This window comes from Blastococcus colisei, from assembly GCF_006717095.1.
Lineage (GTDB): Bacteria > Actinomycetota > Actinomycetes > Mycobacteriales > Geodermatophilaceae > Blastococcus_B > Blastococcus_B colisei.
This window is the reverse complement of record NZ_VFQE01000002.1, coordinates 507,584-523,251: the sequence shown is the minus strand read 5'-3', so window position 1 is coordinate 523,251 and position 15,668 is coordinate 507,584. Positions and strand designations below refer to the sequence as shown.

20 protein-coding genes are annotated in these 15,668 nt (G+C 74.3%); 9 read left to right on the top strand and 11 right to left on the bottom strand.

The genetic code is table 11. The annotated features are described in order from the left end of the window. The first annotated feature begins 35 nt into the window (after positions 1-35). Complete coding sequence (gene ygiD / locus FHU33_RS21975) at positions 36-887, top strand: 4,5-DOPA-extradiol-dioxygenase (RefSeq protein ID WP_211355321.1); 852 nt, start codon at positions 36-38, stop codon at positions 885-887. Positions 888-899: 12 nt separating this feature from the next. On the opposite strand, the gene FHU33_RS21970 is transcribed toward ygiD, so the two are convergent. The 6 genes from FHU33_RS21970 to FHU33_RS21945 form a co-directional block, all read right to left on the bottom strand. Next, positions 900-2,816 carry an HNH endonuclease signature motif containing protein gene (locus tag FHU33_RS21970; protein ID WP_246064111.1) on the bottom strand — a complete coding sequence of 639 codons (1,917 nt, stop codon included), beginning with the start codon at positions 2,814-2,816 and terminating at the stop codon, positions 900-902. Positions 2,817-2,850: 34 nt separating this feature from the next. After that, on the bottom strand, positions 2,851-3,114 hold the full coding sequence (locus FHU33_RS21965) for a helix-turn-helix transcriptional regulator (RefSeq protein WP_246064110.1): 264 nt from the start codon (positions 3,112-3,114) through the stop codon (positions 2,851-2,853). Next, on the bottom strand, positions 3,111-3,317 hold the full coding sequence (locus FHU33_RS21960; protein ID WP_142027703.1) for an ATP-binding cassette domain-containing protein: 207 nt from the start codon (positions 3,315-3,317) through the stop codon (positions 3,111-3,113). The genes FHU33_RS21965 and FHU33_RS21960 overlap by 4 nt, the downstream gene beginning before the upstream one ends. Before the next feature lie 89 nt (positions 3,318-3,406). Next, a complete protein-coding gene (gene cobA / locus FHU33_RS21955; RefSeq protein ID WP_142027702.1) occupies positions 3,407-4,690 on the bottom strand; it encodes a uroporphyrinogen-III C-methyltransferase in 1,284 nt (427 codons plus the stop codon). Next, the gene (cobT, locus tag FHU33_RS21950; protein ID WP_281281709.1) at positions 4,687-5,739 is read right to left on the bottom strand and encodes a nicotinate-nucleotide--dimethylbenzimidazole phosphoribosyltransferase; all 1,053 of its coding nucleotides are present in this window, start codon (positions 5,737-5,739) and stop codon (positions 4,687-4,689) included. The genes cobA and cobT overlap by 4 nt, the downstream gene beginning before the upstream one ends. 32 nt (positions 5,740-5,771) lie before the next feature. After that, complete coding sequence (locus FHU33_RS21945; RefSeq protein WP_142027700.1) at positions 5,772-6,452, bottom strand: hypothetical protein; 681 nt, start codon at positions 6,450-6,452, stop codon at positions 5,772-5,774. Positions 6,453-6,535: 83 nt separating this feature from the next. Between FHU33_RS21945 and FHU33_RS21940 the strand changes: the two genes are divergently transcribed. From FHU33_RS21940 to FHU33_RS21915, 6 genes are all read left to right on the top strand, one after another. Further along, positions 6,536-7,597, top strand: coding sequence for an AbrB family transcriptional regulator (locus FHU33_RS21940; RefSeq protein WP_142027699.1), 1,062 nt, complete (start codon positions 6,536-6,538; stop codon positions 7,595-7,597). 72 nt (positions 7,598-7,669) lie between these two features. Continuing rightward, positions 7,670-7,936, top strand: a complete 267-nt coding sequence (locus FHU33_RS21935) for a hypothetical protein (RefSeq protein WP_142027698.1) — start codon at positions 7,670-7,672, stop codon at positions 7,934-7,936. 59 nt (positions 7,937-7,995) lie between these two features. Beyond that, complete coding sequence (locus tag FHU33_RS21930; RefSeq protein ID WP_142027697.1) at positions 7,996-8,646, top strand: TetR/AcrR family transcriptional regulator; 651 nt, start codon at positions 7,996-7,998, stop codon at positions 8,644-8,646. Positions 8,647-8,665: 19 nt separating this feature from the next. Continuing rightward, positions 8,666-9,421: a maleylpyruvate isomerase family mycothiol-dependent enzyme gene (locus FHU33_RS21925; protein ID WP_142027696.1), complete on the top strand. Its 756-nt coding sequence runs from the start codon at positions 8,666-8,668 to the stop codon at positions 9,419-9,421. 74 nt (positions 9,422-9,495) lie between these two features. Then, positions 9,496-10,092 (top strand): TetR/AcrR family transcriptional regulator, encoded by a 597-nt coding sequence (locus FHU33_RS21920; RefSeq protein ID WP_142027695.1) that lies wholly within the window; start codon positions 9,496-9,498, stop codon positions 10,090-10,092. After that, a complete protein-coding gene (locus FHU33_RS21915; protein WP_142027694.1) occupies positions 10,085-10,528 on the top strand; it encodes a hypothetical protein in 444 nt (147 codons plus the stop codon). The genes FHU33_RS21920 and FHU33_RS21915 overlap by 8 nt, the downstream gene beginning before the upstream one ends. Before the next feature lie 3 nt (positions 10,529-10,531). Here FHU33_RS21915 and FHU33_RS21910 read toward each other — a convergent pair whose 3' ends face one another. Beyond that, the gene (locus FHU33_RS21910) at positions 10,532-11,047 is read right to left on the bottom strand and encodes a type II toxin-antitoxin system PemK/MazF family toxin (protein ID WP_142027693.1); all 516 of its coding nucleotides are present in this window, start codon (positions 11,045-11,047) and stop codon (positions 10,532-10,534) included. A 182-nt stretch (positions 11,048-11,229) separates the two neighbouring features. On the opposite strand from FHU33_RS21910, the gene FHU33_RS21905 reads away from it, so the two are divergent. Then, on the top strand, positions 11,230-11,427 hold the full coding sequence (locus FHU33_RS21905; RefSeq protein ID WP_142027692.1) for a hypothetical protein: 198 nt from the start codon (positions 11,230-11,232) through the stop codon (positions 11,425-11,427). 37 nt (positions 11,428-11,464) lie between these two features. Here FHU33_RS21905 and FHU33_RS21900 read toward each other — a convergent pair whose 3' ends face one another. Beyond that, on the bottom strand, positions 11,465-12,109 hold the full coding sequence (locus FHU33_RS21900) for an MSMEG_1061 family FMN-dependent PPOX-type flavoprotein (protein WP_142027691.1): 645 nt from the start codon (positions 12,107-12,109) through the stop codon (positions 11,465-11,467). 41 nt (positions 12,110-12,150) lie between these two features. Here FHU33_RS21900 and FHU33_RS21895 point away from each other — a divergent pair, with 41 nt between their 5' ends. Continuing rightward, positions 12,151-12,540, top strand: coding sequence for an acyl-CoA thioesterase (locus tag FHU33_RS21895; RefSeq protein ID WP_142027690.1), 390 nt, complete (start codon positions 12,151-12,153; stop codon positions 12,538-12,540). Here the strand turns inward: FHU33_RS21895 and FHU33_RS21890 are convergent. The 3 genes from FHU33_RS21890 to FHU33_RS21880 form a co-directional block, all read right to left on the bottom strand. Next, positions 12,527-14,026 (bottom strand): cobyric acid synthase, encoded by a 1,500-nt coding sequence (locus tag FHU33_RS21890; RefSeq protein ID WP_142027689.1) that lies wholly within the window; start codon positions 14,024-14,026, stop codon positions 12,527-12,529. The genes FHU33_RS21895 and FHU33_RS21890 overlap by 14 nt on opposite strands. Further along, on the bottom strand, positions 14,023-14,667 hold the full coding sequence (locus FHU33_RS21885; RefSeq protein ID WP_142027688.1) for a lysophospholipid acyltransferase family protein: 645 nt from the start codon (positions 14,665-14,667) through the stop codon (positions 14,023-14,025). The genes FHU33_RS21890 and FHU33_RS21885 overlap by 4 nt, the downstream gene beginning before the upstream one ends. A 107-nt stretch (positions 14,668-14,774) precedes the next feature. Continuing rightward, on the bottom strand, positions 14,775-15,524 hold the full coding sequence (locus FHU33_RS21880) for a PAS and ANTAR domain-containing protein (RefSeq protein ID WP_281281700.1): 750 nt from the start codon (positions 15,522-15,524) through the stop codon (positions 14,775-14,777). Between the last annotated feature and the right edge of the window lie 144 nt (positions 15,525-15,668).

The window sequence follows — 15,668 nt, the reverse complement described above, 5'->3', positions numbered from 1 at the left end:
ATCGGCTGAGTCGATGACGACAGAGGGAGAGCCGCATGCCCGTCATGCCCGCCGCGTTCTTCGGTCATGGCAACCCGATGAACGCGCTCGAGAAGAACCGGTACACCGAGGCCTGGCGGGCGTTCGGCCAGGCCGTGCCGCGTCCCCGGGCGATCCTCGTCGTCTCCGCCCACTGGTACGTGCAGGCCACCGCGGTCACCGCCATGCCGCGACCGCGCACCATCCACGACTTCTTCGGCTTCCCGCGCGAGCTCTTCGAGGTCGACTACCAGCCGCCAGGCCTGCCCGAGCTGTACGAGGAGGTCGCTGACGTGGTGCATCCGACGTGGGTCGGCGCCGACCTCGACAGCTGGGGGATCGACCACGGGGCCTGGTCGGTGCTTCTGCACGCCTTCCCCGACGCCGACATCCCCGTCGTCCAGTTGTCGATCAATGCGCTCAAGTCCTTCGACTACCACCTGCAACTGGGCGCCGCGCTCGCCCCGTTGCGGGAGGACGGCGTCCTGGTGATCGGGAGCGGCAACGTGGTGCACAACCTGGGCGGGGTGAGTCGCGCGCTGCCCGACGCGGGGTTCGACTGGGCGCAGCGGTTCGACCAGGAGGCCAAGCAGCTGATGCTCACCGATCCCACCGAGGTCGGCCGGCTCGACGGTCACCGCGACTACGACCTGGCCGTGCCGACCCCGGACCATTTCCTGCCCCTGCTCTACGTCGCCGGCGTGGCCGGGGCGACGGGGACGCCGGCAGAGGTGCTCGTGGACGGCTACAGCTATGGATCCCTCTCGATGACGGCGTACACGGTCGGCATGGATGCGCCCGCGGTGTCCGGGTCGGGCTTCGCCGCGCCCCTGCCCGAGGGCCCGCCGGCCGACGGAGCCAACATCTGATCGCCCGGCTCTCTACGTTCCCGCGGGAACGCCGGTGGCCTCGGTCTCCAGGCGGCGGACCAGATCGCGGTTGCCCATGAGCACCCCGACGACGTAGCGGACGTCCATGCGCTCTCCGCCGGTCGGCATGGCGTCGGGAAGCGGCGGCTCTCCGTCGGGGAAGAGCGTGGCTCCGATGGGGACGGCCGGGCAGGTGGGCCGCAACCGCTTGCTGGCGTTGTGCCGGTCGCGGCGTCTGCCCGGCCGCCGCGACCCGGGGCGAGCACGGACCGGCCGGGACGCTGCGGTCGCGACCGGATCCGCTGCGCTCGGGCGCCGTTCCATCTGCAGGTCAACTGGATGCACCCCGGCCCACTCGTCCCGGGCGGGCGATGTGTCGGAGAGCCCTGGGAGACCTCCGGTGAAGGCCGCGTCCGCCACTCCCCACACCCGACGGCCGTCCGGAGCTGTGACGACGAGGCGTCCGTCGGCGCGGCTCATCACCAGGTCGAGTTCGTGCACGAGTCCGTGGTCGCGGTCGCACAGCAGCACGAGGTTCGACAGGTCCGTCCGCCCACCGAAGAGCCAGTGCCGCAGGTGATGGGCGTGCAGTCGTTCGACCCGGGACTCCAGGCAGCCCGGACGCGCGCAGCCGCCGTCCCGGCGGAGCAGTGCCGTGCGCTGTGCCCGGGTGGCGCGCCGCTTCCGGCGGCCCACGGCGAGGGGCTCGCGGTCCCTCTCGATCATGCCGACCACCGAGGCCTCGCAGAGCATCCGGCGGACGACGGACGGGGTCAGCGCCGGGCCGCCCTCGACGTAGGCGCGTCCGGCCGCGGCGTCGTCGGCCAGGACGGCGGCGTCGACGTGCACCACCACCTCACGGCGCGGCGGATCACCCGCGCGGCGGCCGATGTCCGCGGCGGCCTCCGCCAGGACCGACAGCGCTGCCAGCCGGCGGGCGGCGAGGCGGCCGGGCGCCGGACCGTCCTCGTCGTCGGCAGGTGGGGCCTCGGCGGCCCTCGGCGCCCCCGCGGTCCGGGTCGCCTCGGCGCGTTCCCGACGGGCGGTGCGCTCGGCCACCGAGTCGATCGCCGCCATGAAACCGGTGCCCTCCTCGGGGGCCATGCGGATCTTCACCGTCAACATGCCTGACTCGTCCCACCAGTGGTCGAACGACGGCCGCGCCTCCGGCGGCGGGTCGCCGGCGTTCAGGATGTCCGCTCGGCGCCACTGGCGGACCGTCCGCTCGACCTGCGAGGCCGTGAGCTCCACGGCCAGCTCCAGCAGCGCTGCCTCGCTATCCGGCTCGGCGATCCGGGTGAGCGCACGCACCTTCGAGTAGGACAGCCGACCCGCCGCGAACGCCGCCTCGATCAACGGCAGCGATGTCAGCGCTCGTGCGACCCGCACGTGCTCGCGGGCCGCCCCCGGGGAGAGCCCGCACTGCCACGACAGCCAGTGCGCGCACGACGCGATGCCGTAGCCGTGCCAACCGTCCCGCTCGTCGAATTCGGCGATCAGACGGAGCCACGCCGCGGTCGCGGCGGCGAGGCGGACCGCTCCGGCAGTGATGGCGGCCGCCAGTTCGGGCAGTGGACCGCCGGGCCGGTGCTGGGCAGTCGGGTGATCGGGCACGGGACCTCCTTCGAATGCGTGTTCGAAGAATAGCGGCGGCCACCGACAGAAACTGCACGTCAGAGGCACGGCCGTCGGCGGGACGTTCCCGCGGGAACGCCACACCCGCGCACTCGCCACCCGTTCGCGGAGCAGGGCGACGGCGGCGGCCGCGTCGTGTGCCGAGAACGACACCCGCCGGACGGTGCAGCTCCGGCCGTCGACCTCGAGGGCGGCGTCGGGGGAGAACGGGAGCTCCACGTCCGTCCTGTCCATGAAGGACAGGGCGAGGTCCTCGTCGTCGTGCTCGAGGGTCTTCCGGTGGTCGTTGTGCACGTCCTCCTCAGGCGGTGCGGCTCGACCGCTGGCCCTAGTCCGGGTCCGCGGCGCGCGGCAGGTCGCGGATCCGCAGGAAGGGATCCGTCGAGAAGATCGTCTCCACGGGCAGCCCGAAGAAGCCGGCGTCCGCAGCGCGAGGCGCAGGCCCGGGTTGTACTCGTACCGCTCCAGGTAGACCGACGGTCTGGTAGTGGACGCCGAGGGCGTCAGCGAGCTGCCGCCGGGTCACCCCCTGCGCAGCCCGGAGCAGCGCGATCCGGTTGTAGACGGCGTCGCCGGAGCGGTCCGTACTCACGTGACCCGATCGTCGCCCCCCGAGCGCATCCGGAAGCCCTCCACGATCTCGATCGTCGTCGTCCTGCCGGCGCCGTTGGGCCCGAGCAGGCGGACCACCTCGCCGGGGTGGACATCGAAGTCGACGCCGGTGAAGACGTCGTGCGTGCCGTAGGTCATCCGGAGGCCGGTGACCCGGACCACCGGCTCGAGCTGCGGACTCATCCGCCGACACCGTCCCTGGGAAGGGTCTTGGATCGATGCCGCGGATAGAAGGAGTGCTGCATCAGCAGTACACGTGCTTTCGAGGCGGCTCAGTCCAGATCGGCGTCGTCGTCCGGCGGCGGGTCGTCATGGGGTCCGTCGAGCCCGACCACCGCGCCGACCACCCAGACGGCGGGCGGGCGGACGTTCTCCTCGGTCACCGTGCGCGGGAGCGCCGCGAGCGTGGTCCGGAGGGTGCGCTGGGACGGCGTGGAGCCGTCGCTGACCACCGCGACCGGGGTGTCCGGTGCCCGCCCGTGCTCCACGAGCGCGGCGGCGATGGCCGGCGCGGTGTCCACGCCCATGAGGACGACGACGGTGCCGCGCAGCCGCGCGATCGCCGCCCAGTCGACGAGCGACTTCGGATGCCCGGGCGGCAGGTGCCCGGACACCACGACGAACTCGTGGGTGAGCCCGCGGTGGGTGACCGGGATCCCGGCCAGCCCCGGGACGGCGATGGCGCTGGTGACGCCGGGCACGACCTCCACCGGGACGCCGGCCGCCGTGCAGGCCTCGAGCTCCTCCATCCCGCGGCCGAACACGAACGGGTCCCCGCCCTTGAGTCGCACCACGCGCTTCCCGGCGAGGGCGCGCTCGACCAGCAGGGCGTTGATCTGCTCCTGGGCCATCGACCGCCCGCGGGGCAGCTTGGCGGCGTCGACGACCTCCACGTGCGGAGGCAGGGTCTCCAGCAGGGTCAGCGGTGCCAGGTGATCGGCCACGACGACGTCGGCCTGGGCGACCGCCTGCCGGCCGCGGACGGTGATCAGCCCGGGGTCCCCGGGCCCGCCGCCGACCAGGACGACGCTGCCCGGGCGGGCCACCGTGGGTGTGCGGGCGGCGCGGTCGGCGATGCTGCCGTCGGTGAGCCCGGCGACGACGGCGTCCCGCACGCCGATCGCCCGCTGCGGATCCCCGCCCCCGTGCACACCGACGACCAGTTCGCCGTGCCGACCCACGGCGGGGGTCCAGACGCTGGAGGCCGACCGGTCGTCGGCGCGCGCGCAGAAGATCCGGGCGCGTTCGGCCTCCTCGGCCACGGCAGCGTTCACCGCGGGGTCGTCGGTGGCGGCCACCGCGTACCAGGCGCCGTCGAGGTCGCCGGTCGCGTACCGGCGTCGTATCCAGGTCAGCGACCCCGGCTCGACCAGGGCCTCCAGTGCCGGGGTGACCGCCGGGGAGACCACGGTGACCCGGGCGCGCGCCGCCAGCAGGCCGGCCACCCGCCGGTGGGCCACCTGCCCCCCGCCCACCACCACGACGGAGCGGTCGTGCAGCCGCAGCCCGACGGGGTAGACGACCCCGCTCTCGGGGGGGACGGGGGTGGCGTTCATTTCTGGGTCACGCCGGCGGCGTCGAACGTGGCGACGTCGCGGAGCGCCCGGGCTGCACTCGCCACCAGCGGCAGGGCCAGGAGGGCGCCGGTGCCCTCGCCGAGCCGGAGGTCGAGGCGGAGCAGCGGGCGCAGGCCCAGCGACTCCAGGGCGATGGCGTGCCCGGGTTCGACGGACGCGTGCCCGGCGAGCGCGTACTCCACGGCGGTGGGGCACAGTGCGGCGGCCACCAGTGCGGCGGACCCGGCGATCGCGCCGTCCAGCAGCACCGGCACGCGCGCGGCCGCGGCGCCGAGGACGAACCCGGCCAGTGCCGCGTGCTCGAGCCCGCCCACCTCGGCCAGGACGGCCAGCGCCGCGGCCGGCGTCGCGGGCCGGGACGGCACCCGGCCGACGGCGCGGCTGACGACATCCACCTTGCGGGCCAGCGTGGCGTCGTCCACGCCGGTTCCCCGCCCGGTCGCGGCGACGGGGGAGGCGCCGGTGAAGGCGCACACCAGCGCGGCGGACGCCGTGGTGTTGGCGATCCCCATGTCGCCGGTGATCAGGCAGGGCGAGGCGGTGGCCAGCCGGGTGGCCACCTCGATGCCGGCCTCCACCGCCCGGCGGGCCTCGTCGAGCGTCATGGCCGGGCCCTCGGCGAGGTCGGCCGTGCCGGAGCGGATCTTCCGGTCCAGCAGCCCGTCCGCGGCATCCAGGGGCGCGACCACACCGACGTCCACCACCACCACCTCGGCACCCAGCTCGGCGGCGAAGGCGTTGACCACCGCGCCGCCGGCCAGGAAGTTGGCCACCATCTGGGCGGTCACCTCCTGCGGCCAGGGTGTGACCCCTTGGGCGTGCACCCCGTGGTCCCCGGCGAAGACGGCGACGACCGCGGGGACCGGCAGCGGAGCGGGGCAGCTGCCGGCGATGCCGGCCAGCTGCGCGGCGACGTCCTCGAGCACGCCGAGGGAGCCCGGCGGCTTGGTCATCCGGTCCAGCCGCTCCCGGGCGGCCTGCTCGGCCGCGGCGTCCCGGGGCATCACGGCGTCGATGGTGCTTCCCAGCAGGGTGCCGGCGAACGGGTTCGGGTCGGTGCTCAGTGCGTCTCCTCGGCAGCAGGTCCTCCGTACAGGATCCCAGCGAGGGCCGCGGTGAACGCGCGGGAGGTCTCCGGATCCCGCACCGCGACCCGCAGGTGGTCTCGGGAGAGGCCGGGGAAGGTGTCGGCGCGACGCACCGCCCAGCCCCGGTCGCGCAGGGCCTCGGGCACCCGGCCGCCGTCGGGAACCCGCAGCAGGACGAACGAGGAACGGGGCTCGCCCACCGGCTCGACGCCGGGAGGAAGGGCAGCGAGCAGGGCCCGCCGGTCGTCGGCGTCCTCCGGAACCGCGGCCGGGTCCAGCCGGTAGCCCTCCTCGGGCCGGAGCAGCAGCCGGGTCGCCGGGTGGGCGGCCGCCCGCAGCGCGACCTCCGGCTCGGTGAACGACGGGTGGACGACGACGGCGCGGCGCGGACGCAGGGCTCGCGCGAGCAGCGTGAAGGCCTCCGCCGCGCCGGCGGTGAGGAGCACCTCGGCCGGGTCCCGTCCGTGGGCCGCCGCCACCGCGGCCCGGGCCGGCCCGGCGTCGGGATAGGCGGCGCTGTCGTCGATCGCCTCGTGCAGCACGGTCCGCAGCCAGGCCGGCCCGGTGCCGGCCCGCACGTTGACGGCGAGGTCCGCGAGGCCGGGCGCGAGCTCGACGTCCCCGTGGTGGCGCAGGTCGGTCACGACAGGCATGAGAGCACGGCCGTCACGGCCTTCGACGCGCACGTCGCCGAACTGCGGCGGATCACGGGAGCCTGCCCGGCAGAGTGGCCCCTGTGGGGAACCGGGGCCGGAAGCTGCTCGACCTCGCCGCGGTCGTCGCCGCAGCGGTGGTGGCGAGCTACGGGTTCGCCGTCCTGGGCCTGCCCTCGCCGGCGTTGTTCGGTGGTCTGCTCGCCGGGCTGGTGCGCGCGCTGGGGTTCCCGGGATCGGCAGCCGTCCCCGGCGTCGCCGCCACGGCGGGCCAGACCGTCATCGGTGTCGCGATGGGGTCGCTCGTCGACCTCGAGACGCTCCGGTCGGTGGCCGAGAACTGGCTGGCCGTCCTGCTGGTGACCGTCGGAACGCTGGCCCTCAGCCTCGGTGCGGGGCTGCTGCTGCGGCTCCAGCCCGGGATCAGCCCGGTGACCGGCGCCTTCGCGTTGATCGCCGGGGGCGCCTCGGGAATCATCGTGATGGCCCGCGACCTGGGCGCCGACGAGCGCATGGTCGCGGTCCTGCAGTACCTGCGGGTGTTGCTGATCGTCATCCTCATGCCCGTCGTGGCGACCGTGGCCTACGGCGCCGCGTCCGGTGGGGGCGCACCGGATTCGCTGGACGCCGGGCCCGGCTGGCCGGCCGGGCTGCTGTTCACGGCCGGCTGCTCGCTGGCCGGCGTCGTCGTCGGGCGGCTCGTGCGGTTGCCCGTGGCCGCACTCCTCGGCCCGATGGTGGCCGCCGCCGTCGTCGACCTCACCGGGATGGGGCGCGGCGCCGAGGTGCCCGGCCTGGTCGAGAGCGCCGCGTTCCTGGTGATCGGCCTCCAGGTCGGCGTCAGCTTCACCCGGGACAGCCTGCGGACCGTCGGCCGTGCCCTGCCCCTGGCGCTCGGCGCCATCCTCGGACTGATCCTGACCTCGGCCGGACTGGGTGCCGTACTGGCGGCGACGACCGGCGCGAGTGCGCTGGACGGCTATCTCGCCACGACGCCGGGCGGTCTGTACGCCGTCCTGGCGACGGCGAGCGACATCGGCGCGGACGTCACGTTCGTGCTGTCGGTCCAGGTGCTGCGGCTGTTCGTGATGCTCCTGAGCGCACCGCTGGTCGCCCGATGGCTGCACAGACCGGCCGGGGGCTGACCCGGAGGCCTCTGCGCGCCTACCCTGGCGATCGGGCGGAACCACAGGGAGGCAGAACTGTCCGAGGACGCGATGGCCGGGGACGCACGGGCCGCGACCGGCACGAGCACGGACGACGACGCCGTGCTCCTCTTCGTCGGCGGCCCCCTCGACGGCCGGGTGGAGATCCGCGCGGCGCGGCACGGCGAGCCGCTGCCGACGGTGACGCACGTGCACCTGCACGACGGCCCGAAGGTCGTGCACCGCTACGACCTCGAGCCGCTCACGGCGGGTGTCGGCGTCTACAACCTGCGCCCACGCGTCCGCGATGCGGCGAAGGACGAGCCGGCCGCCGGCTGAGAACTAGGCGCCTACGACCCGCTTGACTTCCTAACGGTATTAGGAGAACACTGCCCGGCGTGACCGGGACGGTGCCGCTCGACCGTCGGCAGCGGCGGCGGCAGGAGACGATCGAGCAGGTGCTCGACGTCGCCGTCGAGGTCATGGCGGACCAGGGCGTCGCCGGGCTGACCCTGGGCGAGGTCGCCCGCAGGATGGGAATCCGACCGCCGTCGCTCTACAGCTATTTCGACGGCAAGAACGCCCTGTACGACGCACTCTTCGAGCGCGGCTGGCGGGAACTCCTCGCGGTGATGCGAGAGACGGACGCGGCCTGCGACGGCGTCGACCTGGCGGCGGACCTGCTCGTCATGGAAACCGCGTTCGTGCGCTGGGCCGTGGAGCACCCCGCATACGCCCCGCTCATGTTCTGGCGCCCGGTGCCGGGTTTCGTCCCGTCGTCGCAGGCCTATGCGCCGGCCCTCGAACTGGAGCGGCAGAGCCGGGCCTTCCTGGCCCGGCTGCGCGACGCCGGGCTGTTGCCGTCCGACGCCGATCTCGACCTGGTCTACCGCACGCAGACCGCGGTGGTCAGCGGCGTCATCACCCAGCAGCTGGCCAACGCACCACAGGACCCGTTCGAGAGCGGGTCCTTCACCTCGACGCTGCCCGACGTGGTCGCCATGTGGCTGGCGCACCACGGCGGGGCCCGGAACCGAACGTCGGACTGACTACCGGAGAGGCACGCCGATGACCGCCAGCACCACCGCCCGTCCCGCCGTCCGCAGGGGTGCCCTGGAGCGCTCCACCGCCGTGCGGCTGGCGGCCACGGAGTACGGCCGCTTCGAGGAGCTCCTGAGGTCGCTGGACCCCTCCGACTGGGCCCGGCCCACCGACTGCCCGGCGTGGGATGTCCGCGCGATGGCCGGCCACGTGCTGGGGATGGCGGAGATGGTGGCGTCGGTCCGCGGCGTCGTCGGACAGAACGCGGCCGCCTCCCGGGCCGGCGGGGGGATCGATGCCCTCACCGCCGTGCAGGTGCGGCGGACGGCGGCGCTCTCCGCGGAGGAGCTCGTCGAGCGCTTCGCCGCGGTCGCGCCCCGCGCGGTGCGCGGACGTCGCCGGCTCTCGGGGGTGATCGGGGGGCTGACGCTGCCGGAGGACCAGGACGTCGGAGGCCGGGTCGAGCGCTGGCGGTTCGGCTTCCTCTTCGACGTCGTCCTGACCCGGGACGTCTGGATGCACCGCATGGACATCGCCCGCGCCACCGGACGGCAGCCCCACCTCGCGCCCGAGCACGACGCGGTGCTGGTCGCCGACGTCGTCGCGGAGTGGGCGGACCGGCACGGCCGTCCCTACCGGCTGGCGCTCACCGGCCCGGCCGGTGGCAGCTGGTCGTCCGGCGCGGGTGGGGAGGAGCTGGAACTGGATGCCGTGGAGTTCTGCCGGTTGCTCTCCGGGCGCGGCGATGCGGCGGGCCTGCTGAGCCAGCAGGTCCCGTTCTGAGTGGACCGCGACGCCAGATCTCGCGGGTACGAAGACCCTTGTCGGTGACAACTTGTCACTGACAAGATGCTCGCATGACGGCTCCGGCACGAGACCTCAGGGCGACGCTGCTGCGGGTCGCCGCCGAGGTGGTGACGGAGTCGGGCGTCGGTGAGGTCTCCGTCCGGGCGCTGGCGCGGGCCGCGGGTGTCTCCCATGCGGCTCACCGCTACCACTTCGCCTCCCGGAGCGGGCTCCTGTCCGCCCTGGCCGCGGAGGGGCACCGGATGCTCGCCGGTGCTCTCGAGGAAGCGGCGACCACGTCCTTCCTCGACGTCGGCGTTGCCTACGTGGCCTTCGCCCACGACCACCCCGGCCACTTCGCCGTGATGTTCGCCCCGGACGCACTCGACGAGGACGACCCCGAGCTCGCCGCGGCGCGGGCTCGTACGTTCAGCGTGCTGGCGGCGGGTGTGGACGCCCTCGCCGTCGAGGGGCGCATCGAGGATGCGCGGGCGGCCGTCGTCGCGGCGTGGTCCCTCGTCCACGGTCTGGCCGTCCTCGCCGCCACCGGCAACCTGTCCGGCGCCGGCCTCGCGCCACCGCCGGGCAGGGAGGCGTTGCTGGAGCTCGCGCGACGGGCGGCCGGAATGCTCTACGGATCACCGGAGGGAGGCACCGGACATGCGTGACACGATCCTCGCCCTGCACGTCGTCGCCGGGACCGCAGGACTGCTCCTCGGGCCCGCCTGGCTCCTCTCGCGACGCCGCGGGAGTCCAGGTCGCACCTCCGCCCGGGCGTATCACGGCGCGGTCGCGGTGGTCGTCGCGAGCTCGGCGTACCTGGCGGTCAGCGCCCCGGGCCTGTGGTGGCTCCTGCCCTTCGGGGCGCTCACCGAGGTCCTGCTCGTCACGGGCTCACTCGCCCGCAGGCGGAACTGGCCCGGGTGGCGGACGTGGCAGCCGCACCTCCTCGGCGGCTCCTACATCGCCCTCGTGACCGGCGTCCTCGTGGCCGGGACGGGCAACCCCATCTTCTGGCTGTTCCCGGCGGTCGTCGGTCAGCTCCCCATCGCGATCGCCAAGCGGCGGCTGCATGCGGCCGCGCCCCTGCCGGTCGCTGCCTGAGCCTCACCAGCCCTGGACCCGCCGGGCCTCGGCCACGACGCGATCGAACCGCGCCCGGTCGAGTGCGGCGCCTTCGCGGCGGACGGCGGCCGGGTCCAGCTCCAGGAGCCGGTCCAGGCGGACCTCGCTCGGCCGGCCCCGCGAGTCCCAGGAGCCGGTGCCGATGTCGGTCCACACCCGCCCGTGCCGGGCCTCGTCCGCGGTGTCGCGGTCGTGGTCCCTGCTGGTGAGCATCAGCCCCAGCAGGTGCGCCCCGCGCCGGCCGATGACGAGGACAGGCCGGTCCTTGCCGCGGCCGTCGCCCTCGTCGTAGGGCACCCAGGTCCACACGATCTCGCCCGGGTCGGGCCGGCCGTCCGCGTGCGGCCGGTACGCCACGTCGGGAGCCTCCGACATGGCCGCGCTGCGTCGAGCGCGACGCCCGGGCGGCGGACGCGTTGCCCTTCCCGTGCCGACTGCGCCGCGGACCAGGCCGGCGGCCCGGCCGACGAGCCGGAGGATGCCTGCGTCGCGCGCCATCCCGGCACCGTACGACGTCGCCGTCCGCCTGACCGGCGGACCCGGTGGCTGGTCCCATCCGCCCCGGCTGTCACGTGTGACACATCGGTACCGAATGGTGACGGAGGGGGTTGGATCCGGCGACAGCCGGGCACCATGGACCCACGGGTGCTCGGCGGAGCCCCGGGAGACGGGGGTTCGCAGTGACGACGTTCGAACCGGTGCGCCCGGCGGTTCCCCGCGCGCGGGAGGTGCGGGCGAGCGTCCTCGCCGCCTTCCAGCTCGTCGAGGACGCCCGCTACCTCGGCAGCGACCGTCGACCCCGCCGGCGGCGGTCGCGCGTCATGGCCGAGCGCGCCGTCGCCGACCGGAAGCTGCAGCGGGACCTGCGCGCCGGCTGAAGCCCTCCCGGACAGGGCACCGACGGTCCGGCAGTCCTCAGAGCTCCTGCGCGAGGTCCGCCCGGATCGTCGCGTCGTCCGGCAGGTCGGTCTCCAGCGCGCAGTGGTCCTTGAGCACCCGGCCGAAAGGCGTCAGGGTTCCCCGCGCGACCTGTCGGGCAGGATCCCAGAGGCCCGAGCGCATCACCGACTTCGGGCACTGGAAGTAGGCCCGCTGCACGTGCATCAGCACGACCGACAGCGGTGGCCGGCCGAACTCGGTGAGGTCGATGTCGAGCTCGTCGGGCCGCAGCAGCGTCGTCGTCCCGTAGACGCGCAGCGTCTGCTCGACGCCGGGGACCAGGAACATCAGCGCGGCCCGGGGGTTGACGGTCAGCTTGCGCAGGCTGTCCACCCGGTTGTTGCCAGGGCGGTCCGGCAGGGCCAGCCGGTGCTCGTCGAGGACGTGCACGAAGCCCGGGTCGCCGCCGCGCGGGGAGATGTCCGGCCAGCCCTCGGCGTCGGCGGTGGCCAGCGTGGCGAACGGGGAGTGGGCGATGAACTCCCGGCAGTGCACGTCGAGGCGGTCGATCACCTTGTCCAGCACCAGTCCGCCAGGAGTGCGGTAGCCGGCCAGCACCTCGGAAGAGCCGGCCCCCGGGCCGGTGCGGGGGCCGGGAGCGGGGACGGCGACGGAATCCACGCGCCGACCGTAGACGGCGACCGGCGATAGCCTGCTGCCCCGTGCCGGCACAGTGGAGTTCGCCCGTCCGATACGTGGAGTGCGACCAGCAGGGGGTCGTCTTCAACGCCCACTACCTGACCTGGGCCGACGAGGCCTCCAACGCATGGTGGGCCGCGCACGGCCTGCCGTGGGACGTCCTCGTCGAGCGGCGGATCGATCCCGTGGTCAAGGCCAGCACGCTGGAGTGGACGTCGTCGGCCCGCTGGGGCGACACGGTCGTCGTCGACGCCGAGACGGAGAAGGTCGGCCGCACCAGCGTGACGGTCCGCTACACCGTGCGCGTGGGCGGGCGGACGTGCTGCGTCGTCCGCAACACCTACGTGGCCGTCGACGACGGCCGGGCCGTTCCGTGGCCGGACGACGTCCGGGCGCTGCTCACCGACCGCTGACGCCGGGCGGGAGCAGGGGCAGGTCACCGGGCGGGCCGTCCTCGATCAGCCGCCACAGGGCGTCGGTGTCGGCGTGCTCGGCCACCAGGTCGCCGAGCCGGTCCAGCCGCGCCTCGCGGAGCGCGGCGAAGTCCGTGTCCGGTGCGGCCACGAACCGCCGTCCGCTGATGGCGGCCACCTCGGTCAGGAACGCCCGGCGGAAGCCGTCGTTCTCCAGCGCCCCGTGCCACGTCGTCCCGAAGACCGCGCCGGCCCGGGCGCCGTCCAGGAACTGCTCGGCGCCCTCGTCGACCGCGGCGATGCCGTGGTGGATCTCGTAACCGTGCACCGGCTCGCCCAGCGCCTGCCCCACCGGCCGGCCGAGCGTCTTCTCCCGGGCGAAGCGGACGTCGGTCGGCAGCAGCCCGAGCCCGTCGACCGTGCCGGCCGCCGACTCCACCTCGTCGGTGATGCTCCGGGCCAGCATCTGGGCGCCGCCGCAGATGCCGAGCACCGGGCAGCCGTCGGCGGCCCGGCGGAGGACCGCCCGGTCCAGTCCGGTCTCCCGCAGCCAGCCGAGGTCGGCCACGGTGGCGCGCGTGCCCGGCAGCACCACGAGGTCGGCGTCGGCGAGCTCCTCGGGGCGGGTGGCGTAGCGGACGAGGACGCCGGGCTCGGCGGCCAGTGCGTCGAGGTCGGTGACGTTGGACAGCCGCGGGAACCGCGCCACGGACACGCGCAGGACGTCCTCCCCGCGGGGCGGGAGCCCGGGCACCACGCCGGTCGGCAGGCCGAGGGAGTCCTCGACGTCCATGGCGGGGCCGTCCAGCCAGGGGAGGACCCCCAGGGTCGGCCGGCCGGTGAGCCGGGTGAGCTCGGTCAGTCCCGGGGTGAGCAGGCGGACGTCGCCGCGGAACTTGTTCACCAGGAAGCCGGCGACCAGCCGCTGGTCCCCGGGCGGCATGAGCGCGACGGTGCCGTACAGCGCGGGGAAGACGCCGCCGCGGTCGATGTCGCCCACGACGACCACCGGCAGGTCCGCGGCGGTGGCCAGCCCCATGTTGACGATGTCACCGGCGCGCAGGTTGATCTCGGTGGGGGAACCCGCGCCCTCGCACACGACGACGTCGAACCGGCGCCGCAGATCGGCCAGGCTCGCGAGGGCCTGCTCCAGGAGCGCGGCCTTCATCGGGCCGTAGGACAGCGCGGTCACCTCGCCGACCGGCCGGCCGAGGACGACGACCTGGCTGGAGTGTGCGCCCCCGGGCTTGAGCAGGACGGGGTTCATGGCCGCCTCGGGCTGCACCCGAGCGGCGGCGGCCTGCATCACCTGCGCCCGTCCGATCTCGGCGCCGTCCGGGGTGACCATCGAGTTGTTGCTCATGTTCTGCGCCTTGAACGGCGCCACGGAGACGCCCTGGCGCACCAGCCAGCGGCAGATCCCGGCGGTGACGACGGACTTCCCGGCGTCCGACGTCGTCCCCGCGACCAGGAGGGCGCCTTTCACCAGCCGGCCTTCTCCTGACCGGAGAGCTCGGCGATCGCCTCCATGATCGTGTCGGTCACCTCTCGGCGGGAGCGGTTGCTCCCGGCCTTGCCCTGGTGCTCGGGGAAGGTCAGGGGCTTGCCGAAGACGACGGTGAAGCGGTGCGGCCGCGGCCACCCGGCACCGATGGGCTGGATGCGGTCGGTGCCCATGATCGCCACCGGGACGACGGGGCAGTCGGCGGTGAGCGCCAGCCAGGCCACTCCGGTCTTGCCGCGGGCCAGCCGGCCGTCGCGCGAGCGGGTCCCCTCGGGGTAGATGCCGAACCCGCCCCCGGCGCGGAGCACGGTCATCGCCGTGTCGAGCGCCTCCTGGGCGGCCCGGTGGGTCTGCCGCTCGACCGGCAGGGCGCCGAGTGCGGTGAACCAGGTCTTGATGAACCAGCCCTTGATGCCCGATCCGGTGAAGTACTCCGCTTTCGCCAGGTAGCCCACCCGCCGGGGAGACATGAGGGGGATGGCCATGCTGTCGATGAACGACAGGTGGTTGCTGGCGATGATGAAGGGGCCGGTGGCCGGAACGTTCTGCCGGCCGACCACGTGCGGCCGGAAGACGAGCAGGAACAGGGGTCGCAGGATCAGCCGCGAGATGAGGTAGACCACGCCGCGCTTGCCTCCTCGGGCCGTCGGGGTGCACGCCGTCGACGATCGTCGGCGCGTGGCTCCGGCATTCTCCCGAACGGCCCGGAGGAGAGGTCACCCAGGCCCGATCACCGCAGCGGCTGGCTGGGTGGGCAGGCGTCCCGGATGATCGCGCGGACGTCGTCGGGGAGCCGGCTCTGCCCGGCCGCCGACCGGGTGATGACCTCCGCGACGTCGCGCACCTTCCGGTGGGTGTGGCTGGAGATGTGGGCCAGCAGGTCGAAGGCGACCTGGTCCCCGCAGTTGGTCAGCAGCATCAGGATGCCCTTGGCCTGCTCGATGGCGGCGCGGCTGGCCATCGCGGCGCGCATCTGCTCGACCTCGGCCTCCAGCGCGCTGGCACGGTCCACGCCGCCGCGGTCGTGACCGCGGGGGAGACCCTCGGTGATGTCGACGCAGATGCCCTCGATGACGGTGACCTCACCGGCCGCGTCCCGCTGCGGTTCGCCCACGAGGACGACCGTGCGATCGCGCCCGTCGGCCCGGACGATGCGCGTCTCCAGCGCGAAGGCCCGCCCGTCGGCGCAGGCCCGCGCGAGCGCCTCGAGGATGCGGGTCCGGTCCTCGGCGTGCTGGAAGCGCAGGTACTCCTCGGTGCCCGGCGGTTCTCCGCCGGCGGGCAGACCGTGCAGGGTGAACATCTCCGGCGACCACCACCAGCCGCCGCTGCGCCGGTCGAACCGGTAGCGGCCTGCGACGCGCCCGCCCGGCGCGCCCGGCTCGACCGCCGCCTCGGGGCCGGGACATGGGACGGCGACCGTGGTGGAAGACGGCGGTCGGGTGACCGACCGATGACGTGAGAGTGCCGGTGACGCCATGTCTTTCCCCCTAGTCAGAGCCGGGCCGTTGCTCCCGTGGCGCCACGGGCCGCCTGTCGACCCTGTGGTTCCCCGGCCCCGGTGAGGGGTCGGCCGCTCCGCTGCGGAGACGGTACGACGGGGCGCGGCACCTCGCAGGGGTCG

Excerpts from the sequence above, each read along its gene's own strand:
- cobA (WP_142027702.1), bottom strand. The coding sequence starts at position 4,690 with ATGAACGCCACCCCCGTCCCCCCCGAGAGCGGGGTCGTCTACCCCGTC.
- FHU33_RS21935 (WP_142027698.1), top strand. The coding sequence starts at position 7,670 with ATGGCCGGGGACGCACGGGCCGCGACCGGCACGAGCACGGACGACGAC.
- FHU33_RS21925 (WP_142027696.1), top strand. The coding sequence starts at position 8,666 with ATGACCGCCAGCACCACCGCCCGTCCCGCCGTCCGCAGGGGTGCCCTG.
- FHU33_RS21915 (WP_142027694.1), top strand. The coding sequence starts at position 10,085 with ATGCGTGACACGATCCTCGCCCTGCACGTCGTCGCCGGGACCGCAGGA.
- FHU33_RS21880 (WP_281281700.1), bottom strand. The coding sequence starts at position 15,524 with ATGGCGTCACCGGCACTCTCACGTCATCGGTCGGTCACCCGACCGCCG.
- FHU33_RS21945 (WP_142027700.1), bottom strand. The coding sequence starts at position 6,452 with ATGCCTGTCGTGACCGACCTGCGCCACCACGGGGACGTCGAGCTCGCG.
- FHU33_RS21910 (WP_142027693.1), bottom strand. The coding sequence starts at position 11,047 with ATGGCGCGCGACGCAGGCATCCTCCGGCTCGTCGGCCGGGCCGCCGGC.
- FHU33_RS21920 (WP_142027695.1), top strand. The coding sequence starts at position 9,496 with ATGACGGCTCCGGCACGAGACCTCAGGGCGACGCTGCTGCGGGTCGCC.
- FHU33_RS21960 (WP_142027703.1), bottom strand. The coding sequence starts at position 3,317 with ATGAGTCCGCAGCTCGAGCCGGTGGTCCGGGTCACCGGCCTCCGGATG.
- ygiD (WP_211355321.1), top strand. The coding sequence starts at position 36 with ATGCCCGTCATGCCCGCCGCGTTCTTCGGTCATGGCAACCCGATGAAC.